Source organism: Photobacterium arenosum, assembly GCF_014841115.1.
Taxonomy (GTDB): Bacteria; Pseudomonadota; Gammaproteobacteria; order Enterobacterales; family Vibrionaceae; genus Photobacterium; species Photobacterium arenosum.
Genome location: NZ_JACYTP010000006.1, coordinates 170823 through 190835, shown reverse-complemented (window position 1 = coordinate 190835; position 20013 = coordinate 170823). Strand labels below are relative to the sequence as shown.

Sequence of the window (20013 nt, the reverse complement as noted above, 5' to 3'; positions counted from 1 at the left end):
ACTATGAGTGAGCACGTAAAATTATTTTTTGAATATCCCGTTAGCGATTCAAACCGAAATGAAACTGAGTCCTTATGGACTTTGCCGGACGGAAAAGGTTTCAAGCTGGATAACATTCCTTTTTATGTTAAAGGTGTTTCGCTTGGAGATGTCGTTAGTGCTGAAGAAGTAGATGGATGTCTGTATATGAAAGAGCTATTGGAGCCTTCAGGCCATAGTACAGTACGTATCTGGTTTGCCAGCGATCAGGAGGTTCAGTCCGTAAGGGAAACCTTAGAGTCCATGGGGTGTAGCTCTGAGGTTAGCGATCAACCCCGGTTAATCGCTGTCGATATTCCTCCAACTATTTCTTATGATGAGATTCGAGCCTATCTCGATGAAGGCGAGTCCAACGGTAAGTGGGATTATGAGGAAGCCTGTTTAGGCTTCCTATAAAATTGACCACTTAATATATTTTTTCTTTAAAGCAGCTTCGGCTGCTTTTTTTGTTTGTTGGTTTTCTGAGTCCGCATGTTTTTGTAGAAATGGAATGGTGTTTTCGTTTTTGTGCCAACCAGCAGAAGCTGAAACAATCCAGGTGGTGTTGTTATCAGATGTGCCGCGACTGTCTGCAAATTTAAGCAGTCTTTTTATATCCCTTTCTTCTGGAACAATTCTTTGCATTGCAATTGCTCTTAGGATTCCATTACAAAAAAAAGAATTCTGGGGGAGACTTAGCACTTGTTCGATAACGTTATGAACACTTTTTTCATCTAAATAAATAAGTCTTGTTATTGAGTCTCCGATTGCGACATAAATCATTGTTGCTTCAAATTTTTGTTCGGCAAGTTGACGTAAAAAATCTAGGCTCTCGGTGTAACCAGATTCTCCCAAAGCCATGATCATCTGATATTGCGTTTCCCAGGTACGTTTATCATTGAGTTCGTTTTTTAAGGCGGCAAACAGTGCGGGGCCTGCTTCTTTGGTTTTTAGTTTTCTCAGCTTCTTAGCTGCTGAACGCCGTCTGCCAGATACCCTGTCGCTGAGTTGTTCAATCAGTTGCTGGATGGCTGCATCATCACTCATTTAGCCGCCTCCTCTTGCCTGCTCTTATCCCAGCGACGAGAATGATACTTTATTACTAGGATTTCCAGTACTTCCCGGATCACTATATGTTGTTGGGTAAGTCCCTGCTTTATACGCAGGGTAATAAGTTTCTTAGTTAGGATCATAAAAAGTGTTCTGATTAACGTTGCCATTATCTTAACTCCTAGTCTATGCAATAGCATGGTCTTGACAAGATTTTAGAAGAAAGCAGGGTAGTACGATTGGCTGATGAAGTGATGAGAAGCATTCATAGACAGGGCCTTAAGAATCAAGCTTCTCGTGAATTACACCTAAGGCACTGTCTTAAATGAATTTTTTGAGGTATTCATCATGACATTACAGTCGCCATGATATTATGACTGACCAAGTAAAAAAATATTATTTCTGTCTGTTTATAAAATACTCTTCCAGTTTGTATGTTGGAATGCATCCTGAATTGAATTTTATCGAAAATTCAGTGAATTAACGATTTCAATGTTATCGATAGGTGTTGTCATAGGCTATTTATAAGCTAAGAGGCTATGTTTGAAAAAAAAGCCCACTAAATTATTCATGTTTGTAACGTTCATTACCATTTTCATGGTCAAATTATAGCTTTTAATTATGTTCGTTGTAAATCTCAGTATGTCGTTTTGGTGGGGGGTATGCATTATGCTACAGAGGTTTTTGTGACGAAACAAAAAGTAAAAAAGAAGGGGGTTCATGTGAGCGAAATGAAAAAATGGATACCTTTAAGGGGTGTAAGTTGTTATATTAACGTATCATTAGGATGAGTTTCAACTGAGATCTCAGTATCATGGTCATCAAAAGTTAGATTGTAGAACAGTCCTATATGATGAAGTATCCTACGTTACTATGAACCCTGAATTTACAGAATGAGTTGAGTTATGAAAAACATTATTTTTCTGCTGTTTTTTATCAGCCCTGCCACCTGGGCTGGCTGCAACAACATCGCTTGCTATGGTGTGGGGAAAGACGCCATTGTGAATGTTTATCTTCACCCTAGTGGCAATATTTACCTTGGTGCACCAGAGAAAGATAAACTCAACTGTCAGTTAGATGGCGGTACCTATATGACCTTAAAACCTGCTCATCCATTGTTTAGTGAAATTTATTCGACAATTTTAACTGGCATTGCGGCTCAAAAGCAGATGCAAATTCGTATTGTTGAAAATTCACCAGAGTGTGAAGTCATGTATGTGACAATCAACTCATAATTTTTTCGAAGGTAAAGAATGCGCTATTTCTTATTTTTGTTGATGATCATTAGTCCGACAGTGCTGGCGGAGTGTAACCCAACGGGATGTATAGGTATTGGAAAAGAGGCGCTGTTATCAGTTTATCCTAATCAAACCGGGCACATTTACTTACAAGCGCCGGCAGGGAAAGAAAAGCTGAATTGCAAACTGGTCAAAGGCCATTTTATGGTGTTAAAAAATACTCACCCTGTGTTTGATGCCATGTATTCGACAGTACTGACAGCACTTTCTACCCAAAAGCAGCTTACGGTCCGGATTGTTGAAAACTCGGAAGACTGTGAAGTCACTTATGTCCGAATGTTTATGTGAATGCGTATAAAATGAAAATAAATCAAATATGTAAGCTGACTTTCCTGTGTTTATCTTTGTTTTGGTCAGCGACATCTGTCGCGACAGATGCGATTTACTGTCCGTATACGAAAGTGCTTGAGCTTCAGGTTCAGCCTGAAAATGTGTTAGTGCATTTAGAAGGGCAGGGATGGAAACAGCTGGGCACTTACCTGGAACCGGCTTTAGACAGCCGAGTCTCTATCGTACTTGCGGCGCATGCGTCGGGTAAACAAGTCATGATGGCTTTTCCATTGAGCAGTGGCATTGAATGTGAAAAAACCAATTATGGTGTTTCTCCGTATAAAGTAAGGATTCGGTAAATGACCAAGTTTCTTAAATCTGCAGGCTTGCTATTCTTTCTGTTTTCAACCCCATTTTCGATAGCCGCAGAAAATTACGTGTCAGGTAAAATTACTAACATTACCGCTATCGAAGGCGCATTGTTAGTAAACGTAGAAAATGGAATGATTCCTGAAAACTGTGCTGGCACGTCTAATAACTGGATGAAAATAAAGCAGGAAAACACCACTATGATCTCTGTTGTTCTGGCGCAGTGGGCTGCCAATAACCGAATGGCGACTGTGTATACCTCAGGTATTGAAACAGGTGGTCAATACTGTTTAGTGATTCAGGTTGACCCGGCTGGTTAATAGTAATTAGCTAAAGAAATAATGAATTTTTGGAGATTATGATGAGACAACTCTTTGTCTTTTTAATGGTGTTTGTATCTATAAAGACTTATGCCGTAGATATGAATTTCGTCGGTTCAGGTGTTTCAACCATAAAAACCATTCATTCTTACTCTGAGTTTGGTGGTGGGGATGTTTACTTAAAGCTTGCAGAACCAGAGACCACATCTTACCCAAGTGGATATTGGTTAAGAAAAACGGATCCTGGCTTTGATGCCAATTTGTCGATGGCAATTGCAGCATTTCACGCGAAATCGCGTGTGGTGGTGTATGGATTACCTGATGAAATGTGGCCGGGTTCACCAACAGGTAAGTATTGTCATCTTTATGCGATCCAGTACCAATAGGATATTGGTTAAATTAAATGTTCAGCGGTGATCTTTAGTTGACTTCAGCGTATTGAATGTTAAAAGTAAAAGTGTTGATTAAGATGAAAAAATTAATTTTAAGTTTCATTGTAATGATTGCATTACCATTCTCTGTGTTTGCAGAGCAAGGTGATCCTGAATTTAACCAGCCATTCACTATTACCCAGGTATTCTCTGAGGGTACAACGACGGCAGGGTTTTATACTGCAGAAGCTTTAACTGGGTGCAAGTGGAATATTATGTATCTGGACCTTTCTACAGAATCGGGCAAAGCCATGTTCTCTCAGGTCTTGGCAGCCAAGAGCGCTGGGTTCAAGGTTGTCAGGGTTTATTATAAGAAAAACGACAGTGAAAAATGTACGGCAACAGGCTTACATATCCGATAGGGACATATTAATGAAAAAATACATTTTTATACTGATTGCAGTCTGTTTGTCATCGAATGCTTTTTCATCAACTAACTACTGGGTTGATACAACAGGGAAAGTATTGAATATTGCCACGTATGCGACTACGGAAACCGTTCTGGTTTTCTTGGATAACAATGGTCAGGACGTCGCTGAATGTTCTGATAAACAAGCGTTTGCAATCAGCAACACCTTGTCGAGTGAGGCAAGAGCAAGAATGTATTCGATGCTATTAGCAGCAAAAACAGCAGGTACACCAATCACAGTTGCTTATACCAAAGTGGGTAGCTGTGAAGCATGGGGCAGCAATAACAGTGTGTACCGCAGAATCATGAGGCTGAGGTAAGAACGAATGTTAAAAAAGGTGATAGCGATTTTATCTCTGATGTTTTCGACAACTGCGTTGGCGGAATTTAGCTGTGAAGTTGAAGTCAATCGCGTGTTGGTTTATGCAAATGGCAGTGTCAATGTTCTGCATTCCGGCAGAAATGAGTACACCTATATTTGTAATTTGAACACAGCAAGACAAGGTGTGGGTATCACCACCTGTGCGATGTGGACCAGCATGTTACAAAACATTCAAAAATCGTACGCCAAAGCGATATTTTACTACCCAGGCTCGGGCGACTGCAGCACATTAGCTACTTATGGTAGTGCGCCTGTACCTGTTTATATAGGATCAATTAAGTAATGAAAAACTCCAGTGCGATGAAGCTGTTCATTTCCGTATTTTTGCTCATTTCTTCTTCATTTGTCTTTGCTGGCTCGGTGACTGGCACGGTATCGCGTATCATCGTCAGGGATGATGGTCTGCATTATGTTTACATTAATGGTGAGATACTTAATCGTGCAGAGTGTGCAAAGGACTATAAGTACTGGATGATAAAAGACGAAAACAGCACATACGGAAAGTCGCAGTACAGCCTGTTATTGGCAGCGAAAGCCAGCGGAAAAGCCGTTTATATTGAAGGTGCTGGTACCTGTATGCGCTGGGGTGATGGTGAAGACATCAAGTATGTCTCATTTAATTAACCAGCCTGCCAAATCAGCCCGTGAATATTACTCACGGGCTTGATCTTTAGTTAAGGTATATATCTTTTATTTTAAACCAAGGACCTTCGCAGCCTTCAATTGTGATAGTGACAGAGAGGTTGGCGGTTTTAGCTGCCAGAATGGCAGATTTGATGGTGTTATCAGCCATACGGAGCCCGGCCCAGCCATTGTTTTCCGGGCATTGATTATCTGAGGTCGCCCTTGGAAAACCGCCTTTTAGTTGGGCTGCAACTGCGCCTTCGGCACTGACAAAGATCCTGCTTATCACGCCACTATCTTGAGAGTAGCTTGCTGCTTGCAAGTGAAAACTCAGCAGTGGCAAGAGTAAGAACAAACAAGTTGATAAATTTTTCATTAAAATCTGGCCCTGTGTAAGTGACGGGAATCTTTTCCGTCAACGGTCGAGTCTGCATCTTTCGCACAAACAAAATCACCCACAGCATTTTGTGCCCGCATAGCAAGTACAATGGAAAGCAGCTCTTTTTCAGTGGATTTGATGTAGCAGAACTCACCATTGCTGAAACGTACCTGTGTACTATTGTTATTCCAAAAGCCGTAAATAAACTGAATAGATACATTGGTGTTCCATTGCCAGTCGTCTCGATAAACGGGCGCATTGGCAAAAGTGGGTGCAGAAAAAATACCGAGCAGTGCAGCGATGAAAATGTGTCTAACTTTCATATGAAACCCTTACTTGAGGTATATGCCAACAATGTGATCTTTCCTTTTCGGTGTGAAACACTCTAAACGAATAATCACTGGCTGTATCAGACGGTATTTAAACTTTGGTTAACCGAACACTACGAACCTTACAAAAATTGTCTTTTGAACCTTTCCAAAACTTTTCAGCATCATTCCAAATTTGGAAACGAACCGTCTGACTTGAAACATATGCCGCCATCGCCATGGAAAGTAGCCTATCGGCATATTCGGAATTTTGTATATAGACGCCACTAGGGCATTCAGCTATTCCTGTGGTTAACTTTATTAAGGTGTCGCCATCTACAGATGGAATGTATTCAGCTTCTGCCCAACTAGTTATTTCATTTATTAAACCAAGTTGGGTGTTTACAATTTCTGCACTTGCTGATGTGGACATCGCTAAAAACAGTCCTGCAATTAATTTCTTTTTCATTGGCATGCGGCTTAAATAAAAATGAGATGTAAATGATATCAAAGAGGAAAGTGAAAGAAATTAATAATATACAATCATGATGTGAAAAATGAGGGGCGTGTGGATTTTTATAGGGGTAGGGGAAAAGTTAAGGGAAATTACTGTCGCTAAACGGTTTAATGGGCAACCCAGCTCTGCTATGAAAGCTGGGTTGTAGAAATTAATGAGCAGATTTACTGCCCAATCTGCACGCTATCCACATCCACTGTGGTGCCGTTGAGGTCTTTGTCGACTTCGCCCATCAGGGTGACCTGAGTTTCCGGGCCGACTTGTTTATCGCCCCACAGGTGGTTGTCGATTTCGACGATCATTTCGCCTGTGCTGTCTTTAAAGCGGTAGTCTTCATCGCCGAGTGAGGCGACGATATGGCCGGTCAGGGTGACGCGCGCATCGTCTTTGGCCTGCATAGCCTGGGCGACAGTTGAGTTGACGCCCTGGGTTTCATTCGGTCCTGTGTAGCCTCCCTGAGCGGCGGTCGCGGTCAGGGGCAGGGCCAGAGTGGCAAATAAGAAGATCACTTTTTTCATGACTGGGTTCTCCGTTATCGGGCTCATGGGAGCAGCGACTGTTTTCAGTATGACAGCTGAGCAACGATTTGCCGCTGTCATCGTGCTATCTATGTAGCCAGAATAACGAAGAGAACGTGAAGCAAGCGTGAAATTCCCGTCAGGAATATATGAAAAGTCGTGATAAAGAAGAATTTTTTATCGCCAATAGTGGTTTGCTATCAGGCTTGCCGGGCCATGCCGTACCACAACATATCAAAAGCCGCCTGACGTGAGGCGGGATCGGCCGCCAGTGCCGGTTGCTCGGCAAACAGGCTCACGGTGGATAAAAACAGGCTGTGGCAGGTGTTGAGCATCAGAGGTTGCGGCCAGCCTGCCAGTTCCCCTTGCTGTTGTCCCTGCTCTATCAGTTGCGGCAGGAAAGGCAGGGCCTGGCTAAGCATGGCATGCTGCTGGCTGAGCAGGTACTGCGGGTCGTTGGCCATCTGGCGCAGGAACTGAAACTGCTGCGGATGGGCAAGTCCCCAGTTGATGGCGGCTTGCCAGATATGCTGCAATTGCGCCTGCACGCTCAGGCTGGTGTCCGGTGGTGTCAGGGCCGTTGCCATGTCTGCTTTTATGCTCAGATACAGGGTTTCGACCAGCACCTGCTTACTGGCAAAGTGATGGAACAACGTGCCATTGGCCACTCCGGCTTCTTTGGCGATCTTGGCAGTGGCAGTGGCCTGAATACCCTGCCGGGTAAAGAGGCTGAGGGCGGCATCTAATAATTGTTGTTTCTTATTCTGGCTCATAGCTCGCTGTCAGTGGAGAAACTGGCTCATCGGGGTGAGCCAGCATAATACAGGTTTAGCGTAAGAAGAAAGCCATCATCAGCTTTTGCACTGTGGCCCGCCAGCCGGTGAAAGGCGGTACGGCCAGTTTGGCGGTATTGATGCGGCCTTTGGTCAGCACGGTTTTGGCTTTGGAGAAGGTCAGAAAGCCTTCCTTGCCGTGATAATGCCCCATGCCAGACGGGCCGATACCGCCGAATGGCGCATCGTCGGCCGCGACATGGAAGACCGAATCATTGATGGCCATGCCACCGGCGTGAACATAAGATTTTACGCGCTCTTGCAGGGCTTTGTCCTGCGTCATCAGGTATAAGGCCAGCGGGCGGGGACGCCGCTGGATGTACTGGATGGCCTCGTCGATGTTGCTGTAGGTGATCACCGGCAGCAAGGGGCCGAAGATCTCTTCTTGCATCAGGGTCAGGCTGTCGCTCGGGTTCACCAGTAAATGCGGCACCATACGGTGCGCACCGGGGTCGATGGCATCCGGGTGGACGGTTTCAATCCGGGTGTTGTTCCGGACAGCTTCTGCCAGCCACTGGCTCAGACGGTCGAACTGGCGCTGGTTGACAATTGAGGTGAAATCCTGGCTGTGCACGCCTTGCGGATACATTTGCGTAAATTGTTTCTTGAACTCGGCAATGAACGCATCTTCGTTGCCTTCCGGCACTAAAACGTAATCCGGTGCCACGCAGATCTGACCCGCATTCAGGCACTTGCCGAAAATCATCCGCTCAACCGCCTGCGGCATATCGGCATCCGGGGCGATAAGAGTTGGCGATTTACCGCCCAGTTCCAGCGTTACCGGGGTGAGGTTATCCGCCGCAGCGCGCATGACATGGCGGCCGACGGCAGTGGAGCCGGTAAACAACAGGTGATCAAACGGCAGTGCCGTAAACGCCGCCGCTATGTCGGCTTCACCTTCAATGACGGCGACCTCAGTGTCAGCAAAGATATCTGCCAGCAGGGCGGTAATGAGCTGGTTGGTTTGCGGGGTGAATTCACTCAGCTTAATCATGGCACGGTTGCCAGCCGCCAGCGCAGGGATCAGCGGGCCGATGCTCAGCATGACAGGGAAGTTCCAGGGCACCACGATACCGACCACACCGACCGGCTGGTAAATGACTTCCACTTTGGCCGGCATCAATAGCAAGCCGGCGTGACGCCGCGATGGCCGCATCCATTTTTTCAGTCGTTTAATGGTGTAGTTGATCTGCTGGACACAGGGCAGGATGTCGCTCAGCAGGGTATCCTGGTGACTGCGGTGGCCAAAGTCGGCAGACAGTGCTTTACACAGCGCGTCTTTGTGAGCAAGCAATGCGGCTTTCAGCTGTTTGAGTCGGGCAATCCGGCTGGCATAGTCCGGCATGGTCTGCGCCAGGTACTCATTGCGCTGGGTGTGGAACAGTCGCTGCATAGTGAAAATTTGCTGGCTGTCTTGGCTCGCAGTGGCAAAGGTCATCCCTATCTCCTGTTTTGACAGAGTGAACCGCGTACACGCGGTTGAGTATCAGAGAATGCCAGCCGATTTATCCATATACCGACTGACTAGTCGGTTTTAATATAGGGCGGCTCAGCGCTGCGTGCAAGAAATCGGCAAATTTAAATACCGTTCTGTGAGGTGCAGCCCGTGAGGCGCAGCGCGATTATGGCTCAGGCCGACGACGCGGATGCCCGCTTTTTTCCGCCGGGAAGGCCGCCATAAAGGCGTCGAAATACTGCAGTAACGCCTTGGCATCGCTGTGCTCTCCCAGCAACTCCAGCAGGGCAATGCCTGTTTCGCAGGTGCACAGATTGCCCGTCTGCTGATTGCGGCGCAGCGAGTAACAGGAGTCGCGATCCACACTCAGACTGAGCCGGGGCAGCTTAGCCAGCCACGGGCTTTTGCGCATCATCTTGCGTGCTTCCTGCCAGGTGGCATCAAGCAGAATGAATAAAGGGGTCTTGCCTGTCTCGCGCGCAAAGGGTGCCGGGGGATGGGCGTCGTCGGCGGGAAACAGCAGCCAGGGCTGGATCGTGTCATCGGCTATCAGCGTCAGCAGCGCCTCGGGCGGCTCGGTACGAGACCAAAGCAGGCGCTGGCAATGCGGCAACGTTCTGGCCATCAGCGCCCCGGTATTGGTGTCTTTGCCAAATTCCTTGCTGTGAGTCAGCAGCACGAAGATCGCCTGAGAGCGCAGGCGCACCTCGGCATGGCAGATACAATTATGAACAAAGCCGCAATTCGGGCAGGGTGTTACCGTTTGTGGAGCAGGTTCGGCGCTCATGGTTGTCATCGCTTATGGTATTCTTGAGTCTGTGACCTCAGATGTTACTGCTCTGGTACCACAAAATCACGACAACAGGATGCGATATGGCTTATTGGTTATTCAAAACGGAACCGGATACTTTCTCTATTGATACTCTCAAGCAGATGAATGTGGCTTGCTGGGAAGGCGTTCGTAACTATCAGGCGCGCAACATGATGCGTGATGACGTCAAAGTGGGTGACCAGGTCTTTATCTATCACTCTTCGTGCAAAGACATTGGGGTGGTGGGGGTTGCCAAAGTGGTGCGCGAGGCCTATCCCGATCATTTTCAGTTTGATCCCGACAGCCCGTATTTCGACCCGAAATCCGATCCCGCCAATCCGCGCTGGGTGATGGTGGACATCGAATATGTGCGCCATCTGCGCCTGGTAACGCTGAAAAGCATCAAAGTCAATGATGCGCTGCATGAAATGCCGCTGGTGCAGCGCGGTAACCGCCTCAGTATCATGCCGGTCACGGAACAGCAGTGGCAGGAAGTGCTGCGCATGACAGGACAGTTTTAACGCACTTGTAATGGTTTATTGTTTGAATATTCCCTCCCCTTGGCAAGGGGAGGGATAGTACTGAGTTTGCTGAAGCGTTGAGTATTCCCTCCCCTTGAATAGGACTAGGGAAAAGTGGCTTACAGCAGATGCTCGGCCAGATAATGCGCCACGGCTTCGTCGGCGCATGAACCAATCACGCCGTTGTCAGGCAGGGCGGCCATCACTTTGTGGTGAGCTGTACCCATAACCAGACCTTTGCCGGCCATGCTCAGCATTTCCACATCATTCATGCCGTCACCGAAGGCGATACAGTCTGTCAGCGCATAGCCTTTCGCTTCGGCAACCGCTGCCAGGGCGTGGCCTTTCGACACCCCGACATCCATCACTTCCAGACACCAGGGCGTGGAAAAGGCGATGCTGGCACGCTCGCCAAACACGGCGCGGAACTTGTCCTCCAGCACAACCAGTTTGTCGTGGTCTTTATCATCACGGGTGAAGAAAACCTTCGCTACGCCATCCAGCGGTGGATTGTTTACGTCAAACAGTTTGTATGTAAAGGTTTCGTGGAAATCACGCAGATACGCATCTTCGATGTTGAGCAGCCAGTCATCATGCCGGTAGATATGAATACGTAAGTCCGGCTCGTCTTTGGTGAGCTCCATCAATCCCAGAATTACCTCAGGCTGCACGTCCTGCTGGAACAGCACTTCGCCCTGACAAGTGTGCACCCGGGCACCGTTAGAGGTGATCATGAAAGCCGGAATGCCCAGTTGCTCGCGCATTTCGGCCACATCGATATGGTGGCGGCCGGTTGCGAAGACGAAATCTTTGCCTTGCTGGTGCAACTGCTGGAGCACCTCTTTGGTGAAAGGGGCGATTTTATGATCGGGTGTCAGCAGAGTACCGTCGAGATCAGAAGCAACAATTTTATACATGGCACGTCTCTTTCTTTGATGGCTGCACCGCTTCGGGCCAGCCGGGTGATTGACATACACAGGCAGTGTAAACCAGATTAGATCAAGAAAAGAGGCTAATCTGCGACTCTGGTTTTTTCCGCTATTCCTGTCAGTGTGGGTTCAGCTTGGTTGACCGCTGGCCACCAGCGGGGTGGCGACAGTCGCTGGCTGGCTGAACCGGGCGAAGTGTTCCAGCACAGCTGTGACCGCCTGTACCCGCTGCGAATCCTGTTCGAACAGCACTTCATGGCGGGCGCCCTTGATCACCTTCACCTGACACTGGCCGCCGGCCTGTTTGATCTGCTGGTAAAACAGGTTCTGCGCCCGGTTATCGACTATGGTGTCCTGTTCATTTTGCAGCAGCAGTACCGGGCAGCGGATCTGACCGGCCAGTACCACCGATTGGCGGGCGGCGCTCAATGCCTGCCAGACCCATCGGGAGCTGGGCCCGCCCAGTTTGAGTGCCGGCTGGTCTTCATACAGCTTGCGGAACCACTCGTAACGGCACTGGCTCTGGCATAAGGGGTTATCGGCAAAGGGCTTGGGATAATAAGGGGTCTGACCGGGTGCATAGCCGGGCTGACGCTGGAGCTGCTCGGCCACTCTGGCCAGCGGCGAGGCTATAGGCTTCATCCAGTGGCTGACTTTGATGCCGTGCATCGGGGCGCTCAGCACGGCGGCCGCAATATCATCCGGGTACTGGGCCAGATAGAGGCTGGTCACTGTGCCGCCCATCGAGTGACCGAGCATAAAGAGCTGCTGGTAACCGGCCGGTTTGACTATGGTATCCACAAAGGTATGGAGATCACTGACGTAATCGGTAAATTCTTCCACATGGCCGAGCTGGCTGTCTGGGGTCAAGCGGCCGGAGCAGCCCTGGCCGCGGTGGTCCAGGGCAAAAACATCGTAGCCCTGACGGGTCAGCTCCCAGCAGAGCTCCTGATATTTATGGAAGGTTTCGACCCTGCCATTCACCAGCACTATAGCTCTGTCAGTACTGAAGCCGGTCAGGCTCATCCAGGCAATGGGCACGCCTCCGACACCGTCGAACTGGCTTTGCCGGCGCTGAGCCCAGCACTCGGCCACCGGCCCTGACATAGTGGCCGCGAAATCGGATTCCATGCTGATCGCCCCGGCAGGGAGGGAAAAGGAAAAACCTTGAGTCATGGGAAGCTTGTCCAACATTTGTCAGCTCTTTGTGGCGATATAAAGGAATTAGTAATATGTTCCAGTATAACGTAAAGTGTTGATGGTTTTGGATACGGCATCAAATCTGATGCCATTCTATTATTGTTATTGTCTTCCACCGGACAGGATCATTAATTTCCCCAATATGTACGCCTACGTTGCTCGTCAACCTATCTTGAACCGCCAGCAGAGAACCGTTGGTTATGAATTGCTGTTTCGTGATGGGGAGCAGAATGCCTTTCCGGACATCGAAGCCAACACGGCAACCAGCCGTTTACTGGTGGAAAACTACATGGCTGTCGGTGACGATCTTGCCACCGCAAGCCAGCGTACCTTTATCAATTTCCCCTATGACAGCCTGGTGAGATTGCTGCCGTTGTTGCTGCCGCGGCACAAGGTGGTGATAGAAGTGCTGGAAACCTGCACCCCGGATGATGAGCTGTTTGCGGCGATACGTCATCTGAATAAACAGGGTTATACCATAGCGCTGGACGACTTTGATCTGCAACCGGCCTGGCAGCGCTTCATGCCTTATGTGCATGTGATTAAGCTTGATTTCATCAAACTGGGTTGTCAGCGCGCCTGTGCTTTTGTGGCCCAGCATGAGAATCGCCGCCTGAAATTCCTGGCCGAAAAAGTAGAAAGCCGGGAAGAGTTTGAAGCCGCCCGGGCTGCCGGTTTTCATCTGTTTCAGGGCTATTATTTCAGCAAACCTGAGCTGCTGAAAAACCGTCAGGTGACGCCTGAAACCCTGACCACCCTGAGACTGCTGCGTGAAATCAGCCGCACTCCGGTCGATTTTCCCCGTGTCGAGCGCATTATTGCCAGCGACGTTTCCCTGTCTTATCTTTTGCTGCGTTATGTCAATTCCGCCGCCCACCGAACCTTGACGCCAATCGGTAACTTTAAGCAGGCGCTGGTGTATCTGGGTGAAGAGAAAATTAAGCTGTTTGTCTCAGTGGTGGCCGCGGCTCATGCTTCTATCCGCAAACCGCGCGAGCTGTATATTCTGTCGCTGCAGCGGGCGCGCATGTGCGAAGAGCTGGCGAGGGGAAGCGGTATTGCCCTGAACAGTGATCAGGCGTTTCTGGCGGGGATGTTTTCGCTGCTCGATGCCTTGCTCGATAAGCCGCTGCCTAAACTGCTGGAGCTGTTACCTCTGTCTGAGGAAGTCCACCGCGCCTTATTGCTGCGGCAGGGGCCGCTGGGCGATATTCTGAATTTGCTGGATGCCTACGACAATGCCGACTGGGAAAGTACCGCCCGGTATTGCCAGCGGCTGGGAATGAATGAAGCTCAGGTGGCGAATGTGTATCACCAGACGCTGCGCTGGCTGGCCAGCTATCAGATCCCGTATCAGAAATAAGCTGTGTATCCCGCTGGGGAAAAGAGGAAAAACAAAACCGGGCGTTTGCCCGGTTTGTCGTTTCAGGGGGAAGCAGGATTAGCCGCCAATGTTGTAATAGGTCGCGGCGCCCGGACCAACCGGGATACCCAGTACAAACACCCAGACATAGAACATCAGGCTCCAGCCGACCACGAAGACCATGGAATATGGCAGCATGGTGGCAATCAGGGTGCCCAGTCCCAGATTCTTCTGGTAACGGGTCGCCACCGCCAGAATCATACCGAAGTAGCTCATCATAGGGGTGATGATATTGGTGACAGAGTCGCCGATACGGTACGCCGCCTGAATGGTTTCCGGCGCATAGCCGACCAGCATCAGCATAGGCACGAAGATAGGGGCGGTAACTGCCCACTGTGCCGAGGCTGAACCTATCATCAGGTTGATGAAGCCACACATCAGGATAAAGGCGAAGAACAGCATCGGCCCGGTCAGGCCGATGGATTGCAGCATGTCTGCACCCGCCACGGCAAAGACCTGACCAAAGTTAGTCCACTTGAAGAATGCCACGAACTGGGCGGCAAAGAACACCAGTACGATATACATACCCATTGACGACATAGAAGCCGACATCGCACTGATCACGTCGCGATCTGTCTTCATGGTGCCAACGACTTTACCATACGCAAAGCCAGGGATGGCGAAGAACACAAAGATGAAAGCCACAATGCCTTTCAGGAAAGGCGAGCCTGCCACCAGGCCGGTATCAGGATGACGCAGGATACCGTTTTCCGGCACTATGGTCAGCGCCAGCAGAACAGATACCGCCAGTGCAGCCAGTCCCGCCACTTTCAGACCTTTCTTTTCCAGATCCGTCAGCTTGCCCATTTTGTCTTTGCCCAGATCGTCGCTGGCTTCCTCGACATTGTAAGTGCCCAGTTTTGGCTCAACAATTTTCTCGGTCACGAAGGCACCCATGATGGTGATCGCGAACGTTGAAGCAAACATGAAGTACCAGTTCACTTCCGGGCCAACCTGGTAGGTCGGGTCAATCATTTGCGCTGCCGTCTGGGTAATCCCGGACAGCAGGGGATCAACAGTGCCCAGCAGCAGGTTAGCGCTGTAGCCGCCGGAGACACCGGCAAAAGCCGCGGCCAGACCCGCCAGCGGGTGACGACCCAGCGAGTGGAACAGCATGGCGGCCAGTGGGATCAGCACCACATAACCCAGCTCTGAAGCCGTATTGGAAATGATACCGGCAAACACCACAACCAGAGTTACCATACGGCGGGAAGCGCCCATGACCAGGCCACGCATTGCAGCAGAAAGTAAGCCAGAATATTCTGCAATCGCGACACCCAGCATGGCCACCAGCACAGTACCCAGCGGGGCAAAGCCTGTGAAGTTTTTCACCAGATTCGCCACGATCATTTGCAGACCTTCGGCGTTCATCAGGCTGATAACGTGGATCATGCCGTCAGCGGCACGCCCTGGGGCGCCTTCCGGGCGCGGGTCTGGCACTGAAACGCCAAAGTAGCCGGCAATGCCGGAAGCAATCAGTATTGCCAGGCTGAACAGGGCGAAAAGGGTGATTGGGTGCGGCAGCAGGTTGCCCAGCCACTCAACCGTATCCAGAAAACGCGTAAAGAGCGTTTTTTTGGTATTCAACTGTTTTTGTGAAGCACTCGAATGCATCACGACCTCCATTCTTACGTCATGTACCCGTCAATGGGCATCTAATCGGTGCGGGAGGTTACGCTATTGTTAATGCCATAAACAAGATAAAAATGTGTCTAAATGTTTCTATTGTGTGTTTTATGACTGCATATTGACGATCTGATTAGTTTTTTGTGTTTATTTTTGTGTTGCTAGTGGACCATTTTACTTTTTTATATGCTTTCTGTTGATTATTTGTGCGAGTGGCTCAGAGAATAAAGGGCTCAGTTTTGCTTGGCCTGCTTGCTATGATGGCCACAAAAATGTGATTAATATCTCGTTTTGGTGTGAATTTAATAAAACATCATTCAAATTATCAATTTGATAACATACTGATAAGCGTCTGCCTTTAGTTTGCTTAGATTGTACGCCAGTGAGGTATGCACAAATTCTGATCAGGCCGCTCGTGGCGCTTTAGTATCGAAAGAGGGGCTGTAACAAGTGAAGGAGATCCCATGCGGGAAAAAATAGTCTTTGTCGACTTACTGCGCTGTGTTGCTGCCACCGCTGTGGTTGTGATTCATGTGTTAGGGCCTTACCGTGAACTGCTCGGGCAGATCCCGGACCATGCCTGGATAACTGCGGTGAGTTATAACAGCTTCAGCCGCTGGGCTGTGCCTGTCTTTATCATGATCAGTGGCGCGCTCATGCTGACAGACACCCGGCCGTTTGAGTTTGGCTATTATGTCCGGCGGCGGCTGGGCAAGGTATTGCTCCCTTTTCTGGTGTGGTCGGTGTTTTATGCGTTTTTTTCAGGCCTGACCTTAGATGGCTATCAGAGCAGTACCGCGATGGCGACACTGGCTAACATGCCGGAACACGAAACCTATTATCACCTGGGCTTCTTCTACTATTTTCTGCCTTTGTATCTGGTGATGCCGTTTTTGCAGGCGTGGGTGAAGCGGGCTGATCCGACAGCAGTGAAAGGGGTGACGCTGGTGTGGATGCTGCTGACGGCTTTGTTTTTGTTTTATATCGATGGCCCCTGGAGCCACCAGTTGGTGCTGTACAGCGGGTATTTGCTGCTGGGCTATTGCCTTTATCGCTATTCCTGGCCGACACTGGGCTGGTTACTGCCTTTGGGGATAGCGGCACTGGTACTGACGGATTATATGGTACTCAGCCGCAGCTTTGCGGCGGGTGAATACACTGTTGGCCGCTGGCTGTCTTACAAAACCCTGAATACTGTGCTCATCGCCGCGATGGTTTTTGTGGTGTGCCGTTATATTGCCGATCGCCTCAGTGAAGGTACGCTTGCCAAACTGGCCTTTGTGAGTCGCTATAGTCTGGGTATTTACTTGCTGCACCCGATTTTTCTGTGGCCGGTCAGAGCGTTTGATTGGTACTTTATTCATCCTGTTGTGATGATCCCGTTCTGGACTCTGGTGGCCGGCGGGCTTGCTTTGCTGGCGAGCTGGCTGCTTAGCCGTCACCGGCTGACGGCCTGGCTGGTACCCTGATGCAGTCAGTGAATCACGAGATCTGTCAGTGTCAGCGTTTCAGTGCAAAGTGCATAAATCGTCGCCCCCGGTAGGTCAGGGTACCTGAGTCACCGGCATTCAGGGCGTGGAAATAGTGCGGCCCTATCTGGAAATCACGTTTGGGGCCGCCTGTTACCGGCTGGACATAAAGCCAATATTCCTCACTGTCGCCGCCTGGTGGAGTATTGTCGAGAGCGACACTCTGTTTATCGAGTATCAGCACCTCTATTGTCTTTTCTATCGCCGCGTTGCCCGACAGATGACGGCGGTAGATGTGAACGAATGAGGCGACAGCAACAACAAGCAACACCAGAAGAATCAGAAAAGGGGTGACGGGCATAGCAGGCTCCTTAGGTAACTGCCCGCTATTATGCTTGAGTGTGTAGCGGGTTGTCTGTGACAGAATGCGGCTATGGTGAGATCGCTGCCGGTAGATTTGCAACTGGCTGATCTCCCTGTAAGGTTAAAGAAGAAGCAGGTAGCAGGAGAGATGTGGGTGTCAGAGATTGAATTAGTGGTGAGCCGGAGCCGGCGACTCGAGCATTTGCTGCGGCACCATTATCATGCGGAAGGAAAAGGGCTGCATCAGTTAATTACCAGTTGTGAAGAGCGTTTGCCTCACGAAATCATCCCCACCTTGCGTTATGTGGCCACCATACGCAATAAAGTGGTGCATGAGGAAGGATTTAGCCTGGATGACAGTCGTGGCTTTCGCCGGGCCTGTCAGGAGTGCGAAAAAGAGCTGACGCCCCGCAGTGCGCGCAGGGTGTGGGCGGTTGCCGTTTTGTTGGTGCTAGGCATGACCGCCTTGGCGCTGTGGTTTTATTCAAACAATTGGCACCATATAAAGTTGGATCCGTAACGGGTGGCGCATGATAGCGACAAAATAAAAAAGGTGCCTCAGGCACCTTTTTTATTGGCTAATTTTATCTTTTGCTTAATAAAGCACAGGCAGCAACATGAGACCGGCGACGACGGCGATCATGACAAGCCCTTGTTTTTGGGAAGGTGATAACATAGTTATAGGCTCCTGTTATGTTGCTGGGAAATTTGTTAAGAAAAGAATAGCACTTTTTTTATCGCCTGATCAAAGGAAGAGTGTGATATTTAGCAATAAATTTACTTTTAGTTGTCATGAAATCCCTTTGTTGATGACATTTGGCTGCTGAAAATGGTGAGGTCAAAAAACAATCTGATTGGGTTGTTAAGTTTTAATTTTATTTTAAGTATTTGATTATTTTGTTGTTTTAATATCTTCGTGTTTTTGTTTTTATCCGTGTTTAAGTTCTGCTTGTGGTTTTGTGCTCTGGCGGCATCTGGTGTTAGCTATCATTGTTTTTCGTGATAAAACTAAAGAAAACCGGTTCAGGTATACAGCCGGGTTAGGTTTTTGCATACGATTTTCGTTATTTATCGACATTCAACGCTCTGTAACTGTGTAGATGTTAGGTAAAATAACTTAAGGAAGCTCTGAGCTGATTTTGGTGCTGGGTTTTGTTTTATTTGTTTGTTTTTATTCATTTTTATGTTTTATTTTGAACGGGGTTTCTATCTGTTTTCGTTTCTTGTGGGGGTAAAATAAAGCGGTATTTATCGCATTAGTATGAACCTGACGCTTTTGACAGCGGAACTGTACTGTTTTTGTTACCAGACTGGGAGTTGCAGCCGTAGCATTGAACGAAAAGGAATAAAAGTGGCGGTAAAGGAATAAGTTATATGAAAGTGTGATGGATCACAGAGGTGAGAATTGACCGGGTTTCTGGCCTATCTGAGCTAGACAAACGGCGTTTGCTTTTTACACTGTCACAGCTTTGATAACTCGGGTGAACGTATGTGGGTCTGGTTAGCCGTCTCTTTTTCTGCTTTGTTACATATCAATGCCGCTTATCGCGGTCCACAGTGGCAGTTTTATTTGTTTAAGCCGCTGACGATTTTCTTGCTGCTGGCAACAATCCTGCAGTTTGGCCAGGGTGATGGATACCAGCAATGGATTATTGCCGGTCTGCTGTGCTCCGTCGCCGGGGACATTTTCCTTATGTTGCCCAAAGACAAGTTTGTGCCGGGCCTGACCAGTTTTCTGCTGGCGCACATAGTGTATTCACTGGCCTTCTGGAATGAATTGTCTGGCCCGATAGTGTGGTGGCTGCCTGCCTTGCTGATGGGGGCCGGGATTATCGTTTATCTGTTGTTGCTGCCGTCTCTGGGCCGGTTGGCTCTGCCGGTTGGAGTATATATAGGGGTGATTTTGCAAATGACCTGGGCGGCGGGTGAGTACTGGCTAACCACCCGAACAGGCGCCGGCCTCGCCGCTTTTGCCGGGGCGATGGTCTTTCTGGTATCAGATACTTTGCTGGCCCTGGACCGGTTCAGAGGCAATTTCAGAGCTGCGACAGGCAGTATCATGACCACCTATTATCTTGCCCAGTCGCTCTTAGTGGTCAGTGTGCTGCTACGCTGATGATAAAGAGAAGAGATTGGTAATGGCAGCTAGCTGGCAACAGATCTACCGGGCGGGCAACAGCCTTGAAGCGCATACCCTGAAAGGATTGCTGGAACATGCCGGTTTGGCGGTGCGTCTGACCGGGGAGAATCTCGGGGCGGCTGCCGGTGAATTACCGGCTGATGTGGTACAGGTGACAGTCTGGGTATCGGAACAGGATGCGGTAAAGGCACGCCAGTTACTTGCCGGGTACGAGACGGGCAATCAGCGGCGCTGGCGATGTGTGTCCTGCGGCGAAGAGAACGAAGGACAGTTTGACTGGTGCTGGCAATGTGGCACCGATAAACCTGAGACTGACTGCTGAAGAGCAGGATAAACGAAGGGCACCAGC

Annotated in this window: 28 protein-coding genes; 16 read left to right on the top strand and 12 right to left on the bottom strand. The window is 49.1% G+C overall.

What is annotated here, in order from left to right:
• Positions 1 to 3 precede the first annotated feature (3 nt).
• Complete coding sequence (locus IFO68_RS11845; protein WP_192016058.1) at positions 4 to 435, top strand: DUF4265 domain-containing protein; 432 nt, start codon at positions 4 to 6, stop codon at positions 433 to 435.
• Here IFO68_RS11845 and IFO68_RS11840 read toward each other — a convergent pair.
• Positions 430 to 1065, bottom strand: coding sequence for a HEAT repeat domain-containing protein (locus tag IFO68_RS11840; protein ID WP_192016057.1), 636 nt, complete (start codon positions 1063 to 1065; stop codon positions 430 to 432). The two genes, IFO68_RS11845 and IFO68_RS11840, sit on opposite strands and share 6 nt — an antisense overlap.
• A 908-nt stretch (positions 1066 to 1973) precedes the next feature.
• Here IFO68_RS11840 and IFO68_RS11835 point away from each other — a divergent pair.
• From IFO68_RS11835 to IFO68_RS11795, 9 genes are all read left to right on the top strand, one after another.
• Entirely contained in the window at positions 1974 to 2303 is a 330-nt protein-coding gene (locus tag IFO68_RS11835) for a hypothetical protein (RefSeq protein ID WP_192016056.1), read from the top strand.
• A gap of 18 nt (positions 2304 to 2321) precedes the next feature.
• Positions 2322 to 2654, top strand: coding sequence for a hypothetical protein (locus IFO68_RS11830; RefSeq protein ID WP_192016055.1), 333 nt, complete (start codon positions 2322 to 2324; stop codon positions 2652 to 2654).
• An 11-nt stretch (positions 2655 to 2665) separates the two neighbouring features.
• Complete coding sequence (locus IFO68_RS11825) at positions 2666 to 2995, top strand: hypothetical protein (RefSeq protein ID WP_192016054.1); 330 nt, start codon at positions 2666 to 2668, stop codon at positions 2993 to 2995.
• On the top strand, positions 2996 to 3325 hold the full coding sequence (locus tag IFO68_RS11820) for a hypothetical protein (RefSeq protein ID WP_192016053.1): 330 nt from the start codon (positions 2996 to 2998) through the stop codon (positions 3323 to 3325).
• Between the two features lie 38 nt (positions 3326 to 3363).
• A complete protein-coding gene (locus tag IFO68_RS11815; protein WP_225445193.1) occupies positions 3364 to 3711 on the top strand; it encodes a hypothetical protein in 348 nt (115 codons plus the stop codon).
• Positions 3712 to 3794: 83 nt separating this feature from the next.
• Positions 3795 to 4118 (top strand): hypothetical protein, encoded by a 324-nt coding sequence (locus tag IFO68_RS11810; RefSeq protein WP_192016052.1) that lies wholly within the window; start codon positions 3795 to 3797, stop codon positions 4116 to 4118.
• A 10-nt stretch (positions 4119 to 4128) separates the two neighbouring features.
• Positions 4129 to 4485 carry a hypothetical protein gene (locus tag IFO68_RS11805; RefSeq protein WP_192016051.1) on the top strand — a complete coding sequence of 119 codons (357 nt, stop codon included), beginning with the start codon at positions 4129 to 4131 and terminating at the stop codon, positions 4483 to 4485.
• Between the two features lie 6 nt (positions 4486 to 4491).
• Complete coding sequence (locus tag IFO68_RS11800; protein ID WP_192016050.1) at positions 4492 to 4830, top strand: hypothetical protein; 339 nt, start codon at positions 4492 to 4494, stop codon at positions 4828 to 4830.
• A complete protein-coding gene (locus IFO68_RS11795) occupies positions 4830 to 5171 on the top strand; it encodes a hypothetical protein (RefSeq protein WP_225445192.1) in 342 nt (113 codons plus the stop codon). The genes IFO68_RS11800 and IFO68_RS11795 overlap by 1 nt, the downstream gene beginning before the upstream one ends.
• 46 nt (positions 5172 to 5217) lie before the next feature.
• Here the strand turns inward: IFO68_RS11795 and IFO68_RS11790 are convergent, their stop codons facing one another.
• The 7 genes from IFO68_RS11790 to IFO68_RS11760 form a co-directional block, all read right to left on the bottom strand.
• Positions 5218 to 5547, bottom strand: coding sequence for a hypothetical protein (locus IFO68_RS11790; protein WP_192016049.1), 330 nt, complete (start codon positions 5545 to 5547; stop codon positions 5218 to 5220).
• Entirely contained in the window at positions 5547 to 5873 is a 327-nt protein-coding gene (locus IFO68_RS11785; RefSeq protein ID WP_192016048.1) for a hypothetical protein, read from the bottom strand. Before IFO68_RS11785 ends, IFO68_RS11790 begins: the two co-directional genes overlap by 1 nt.
• Before the next feature lie 97 nt (positions 5874 to 5970).
• Positions 5971 to 6327, bottom strand: a complete 357-nt coding sequence (locus IFO68_RS11780; protein WP_192016047.1) for a hypothetical protein — start codon at positions 6325 to 6327, stop codon at positions 5971 to 5973.
• A 212-nt stretch (positions 6328 to 6539) separates the two neighbouring features.
• Positions 6540 to 6893, bottom strand: coding sequence for a NirD/YgiW/YdeI family stress tolerance protein (locus IFO68_RS11775; RefSeq protein WP_192016046.1), 354 nt, complete (start codon positions 6891 to 6893; stop codon positions 6540 to 6542).
• 200 nt (positions 6894 to 7093) lie between these two features.
• Positions 7094 to 7666 (bottom strand): TetR/AcrR family transcriptional regulator, encoded by a 573-nt coding sequence (locus IFO68_RS11770; RefSeq protein WP_192016045.1) that lies wholly within the window; start codon positions 7664 to 7666, stop codon positions 7094 to 7096.
• A gap of 55 nt (positions 7667 to 7721) precedes the next feature.
• Positions 7722 to 9164, bottom strand: coding sequence for a coniferyl aldehyde dehydrogenase (locus IFO68_RS11765; RefSeq protein WP_419555442.1), 1443 nt, complete (start codon positions 9162 to 9164; stop codon positions 7722 to 7724).
• 184 nt (positions 9165 to 9348) lie between these two features.
• A complete protein-coding gene (locus tag IFO68_RS11760) occupies positions 9349 to 9978 on the bottom strand; it encodes a tRNA-uridine aminocarboxypropyltransferase (RefSeq protein ID WP_225445191.1) in 630 nt (209 codons plus the stop codon).
• Between the two features lie 77 nt (positions 9979 to 10055).
• On the opposite strand from IFO68_RS11760, the gene IFO68_RS11755 reads away from it, so the two are divergent.
• Positions 10056 to 10514: an EVE domain-containing protein gene (locus IFO68_RS11755; protein WP_192016044.1), complete on the top strand. Its 459-nt coding sequence runs from the start codon at positions 10056 to 10058 to the stop codon at positions 10512 to 10514.
• Between the two features lie 119 nt (positions 10515 to 10633).
• On the opposite strand, the gene IFO68_RS11750 is transcribed toward IFO68_RS11755, so the two are convergent.
• The gene (locus tag IFO68_RS11750) at positions 10634 to 11431 is read right to left on the bottom strand and encodes a Cof-type HAD-IIB family hydrolase (RefSeq protein WP_192016043.1); all 798 of its coding nucleotides are present in this window, start codon (positions 11429 to 11431) and stop codon (positions 10634 to 10636) included.
• Positions 11432 to 11572: 141 nt separating this feature from the next.
• Positions 11573 to 12637 carry an alpha/beta fold hydrolase gene (locus tag IFO68_RS11745; protein ID WP_330872769.1) on the bottom strand — a complete coding sequence of 355 codons (1065 nt, stop codon included), beginning with the start codon at positions 12635 to 12637 and terminating at the stop codon, positions 11573 to 11575.
• 148 nt (positions 12638 to 12785) lie between these two features.
• Here IFO68_RS11745 and IFO68_RS11740 point away from each other — a divergent pair, with 148 nt between their 5' ends.
• Positions 12786 to 14006 (top strand): EAL and HDOD domain-containing protein, encoded by a 1221-nt coding sequence (locus IFO68_RS11740; RefSeq protein WP_192016108.1) that lies wholly within the window; start codon positions 12786 to 12788, stop codon positions 14004 to 14006.
• Between the two features lie 78 nt (positions 14007 to 14084).
• On the opposite strand, the gene IFO68_RS11735 is transcribed toward IFO68_RS11740, so the two are convergent.
• Entirely contained in the window at positions 14085 to 15680 is a 1596-nt protein-coding gene (locus tag IFO68_RS11735; protein WP_192016042.1) for an AbgT family transporter, read from the bottom strand.
• Positions 15681 to 16156: 476 nt separating this feature from the next.
• On the opposite strand from IFO68_RS11735, the gene IFO68_RS11730 reads away from it, so the two are divergent.
• A complete protein-coding gene (locus IFO68_RS11730) occupies positions 16157 to 17161 on the top strand; it encodes an acyltransferase (protein WP_192016041.1) in 1005 nt (334 codons plus the stop codon).
• Between the two features lie 31 nt (positions 17162 to 17192).
• Here IFO68_RS11730 and IFO68_RS11725 read toward each other — a convergent pair whose 3' ends face one another.
• Complete coding sequence (locus IFO68_RS11725) at positions 17193 to 17522, bottom strand: DUF2500 domain-containing protein (protein ID WP_192016040.1); 330 nt, start codon at positions 17520 to 17522, stop codon at positions 17193 to 17195.
• Positions 17523 to 17678: 156 nt separating this feature from the next.
• Between IFO68_RS11725 and IFO68_RS11720 the strand changes: the two genes are divergently transcribed.
• The 3 genes from IFO68_RS11720 (at position 17679) to IFO68_RS11710 (ending at position 19986) form a co-directional block, all read left to right on the top strand.
• Positions 17679 to 18044 (top strand): DUF4145 domain-containing protein, encoded by a 366-nt coding sequence (locus IFO68_RS11720; RefSeq protein WP_192016107.1) that lies wholly within the window; start codon positions 17679 to 17681, stop codon positions 18042 to 18044.
• A gap of 969 nt (positions 18045 to 19013) precedes the next feature.
• The gene (locus IFO68_RS11715; protein ID WP_192016039.1) at positions 19014 to 19640 is read left to right on the top strand and encodes a lysoplasmalogenase; all 627 of its coding nucleotides are present in this window, start codon (positions 19014 to 19016) and stop codon (positions 19638 to 19640) included.
• A 22-nt stretch (positions 19641 to 19662) separates the two neighbouring features.
• Positions 19663 to 19986, top strand: a complete 324-nt coding sequence (locus tag IFO68_RS11710; protein WP_192016038.1) for a putative signal transducing protein — start codon at positions 19663 to 19665, stop codon at positions 19984 to 19986.
• The last annotated feature ends 27 nt before the right edge of the window (positions 19987 to 20013 follow it).

Bases quoted from the DNA above. Each gene is read 5' to 3' on its own strand.
- IFO68_RS11845 (WP_192016058.1), top strand. From the start codon at position 4: ATGAGTGAGCACGTAAAATTATTTTTTGAATATCCCGTTAGCGATTCA.
- IFO68_RS11840 (WP_192016057.1), bottom strand. From the start codon at position 1,065: ATGAGTGATGATGCAGCCATCCAGCAACTGATTGAACAACTCAGCGAC.
- IFO68_RS11835 (WP_192016056.1), top strand. From the start codon at position 1,974: ATGAAAAACATTATTTTTCTGCTGTTTTTTATCAGCCCTGCCACCTGG.
- IFO68_RS11830 (WP_192016055.1), top strand. From the start codon at position 2,322: ATGCGCTATTTCTTATTTTTGTTGATGATCATTAGTCCGACAGTGCTG.
- IFO68_RS11825 (WP_192016054.1), top strand. From the start codon at position 2,666: ATGAAAATAAATCAAATATGTAAGCTGACTTTCCTGTGTTTATCTTTG.
- IFO68_RS11820 (WP_192016053.1), top strand. From the start codon at position 2,996: ATGACCAAGTTTCTTAAATCTGCAGGCTTGCTATTCTTTCTGTTTTCA.
- IFO68_RS11815 (WP_225445193.1), top strand. From the start codon at position 3,364: ATGATGAGACAACTCTTTGTCTTTTTAATGGTGTTTGTATCTATAAAG.
- IFO68_RS11810 (WP_192016052.1), top strand. From the start codon at position 3,795: ATGAAAAAATTAATTTTAAGTTTCATTGTAATGATTGCATTACCATTC.
- IFO68_RS11805 (WP_192016051.1), top strand. From the start codon at position 4,129: ATGAAAAAATACATTTTTATACTGATTGCAGTCTGTTTGTCATCGAAT.
- IFO68_RS11800 (WP_192016050.1), top strand. From the start codon at position 4,492: ATGTTAAAAAAGGTGATAGCGATTTTATCTCTGATGTTTTCGACAACT.
- IFO68_RS11795 (WP_225445192.1), top strand. From the start codon at position 4,830: ATGAAAAACTCCAGTGCGATGAAGCTGTTCATTTCCGTATTTTTGCTC.
- IFO68_RS11790 (WP_192016049.1), bottom strand. From the start codon at position 5,547: ATGAAAAATTTATCAACTTGTTTGTTCTTACTCTTGCCACTGCTGAGT.
- IFO68_RS11785 (WP_192016048.1), bottom strand. From the start codon at position 5,873: ATGAAAGTTAGACACATTTTCATCGCTGCACTGCTCGGTATTTTTTCT.
- IFO68_RS11780 (WP_192016047.1), bottom strand. From the start codon at position 6,327: ATGAAAAAGAAATTAATTGCAGGACTGTTTTTAGCGATGTCCACATCA.
- IFO68_RS11775 (WP_192016046.1), bottom strand. From the start codon at position 6,893: ATGAAAAAAGTGATCTTCTTATTTGCCACTCTGGCCCTGCCCCTGACC.
- IFO68_RS11770 (WP_192016045.1), bottom strand. From the start codon at position 7,666: ATGAGCCAGAATAAGAAACAACAATTATTAGATGCCGCCCTCAGCCTC.
- IFO68_RS11765 (WP_419555442.1), bottom strand. From the start codon at position 9,164: ATGACCTTTGCCACTGCGAGCCAAGACAGCCAGCAAATTTTCACTATG.
- IFO68_RS11760 (WP_225445191.1), bottom strand. From the start codon at position 9,978: ATGACAACCATGAGCGCCGAACCTGCTCCACAAACGGTAACACCCTGC.
- IFO68_RS11755 (WP_192016044.1), top strand. From the start codon at position 10,056: ATGGCTTATTGGTTATTCAAAACGGAACCGGATACTTTCTCTATTGAT.
- IFO68_RS11750 (WP_192016043.1), bottom strand. From the start codon at position 11,431: ATGTATAAAATTGTTGCTTCTGATCTCGACGGTACTCTGCTGACACCC.
- IFO68_RS11745 (WP_330872769.1), bottom strand. From the start codon at position 12,637: ATGTTGGACAAGCTTCCCATGACTCAAGGTTTTTCCTTTTCCCTCCCT.
- IFO68_RS11740 (WP_192016108.1), top strand. From the start codon at position 12,786: ATGTACGCCTACGTTGCTCGTCAACCTATCTTGAACCGCCAGCAGAGA.
- IFO68_RS11735 (WP_192016042.1), bottom strand. From the start codon at position 15,680: ATGCATTCGAGTGCTTCACAAAAACAGTTGAATACCAAAAAAACGCTC.
- IFO68_RS11730 (WP_192016041.1), top strand. From the start codon at position 16,157: ATGCGGGAAAAAATAGTCTTTGTCGACTTACTGCGCTGTGTTGCTGCC.
- IFO68_RS11725 (WP_192016040.1), bottom strand. From the start codon at position 17,522: ATGCCCGTCACCCCTTTTCTGATTCTTCTGGTGTTGCTTGTTGTTGCT.
- IFO68_RS11715 (WP_192016039.1), top strand. From the start codon at position 19,014: ATGTGGGTCTGGTTAGCCGTCTCTTTTTCTGCTTTGTTACATATCAAT.
- IFO68_RS11710 (WP_192016038.1), top strand. From the start codon at position 19,663: ATGGCAGCTAGCTGGCAACAGATCTACCGGGCGGGCAACAGCCTTGAA.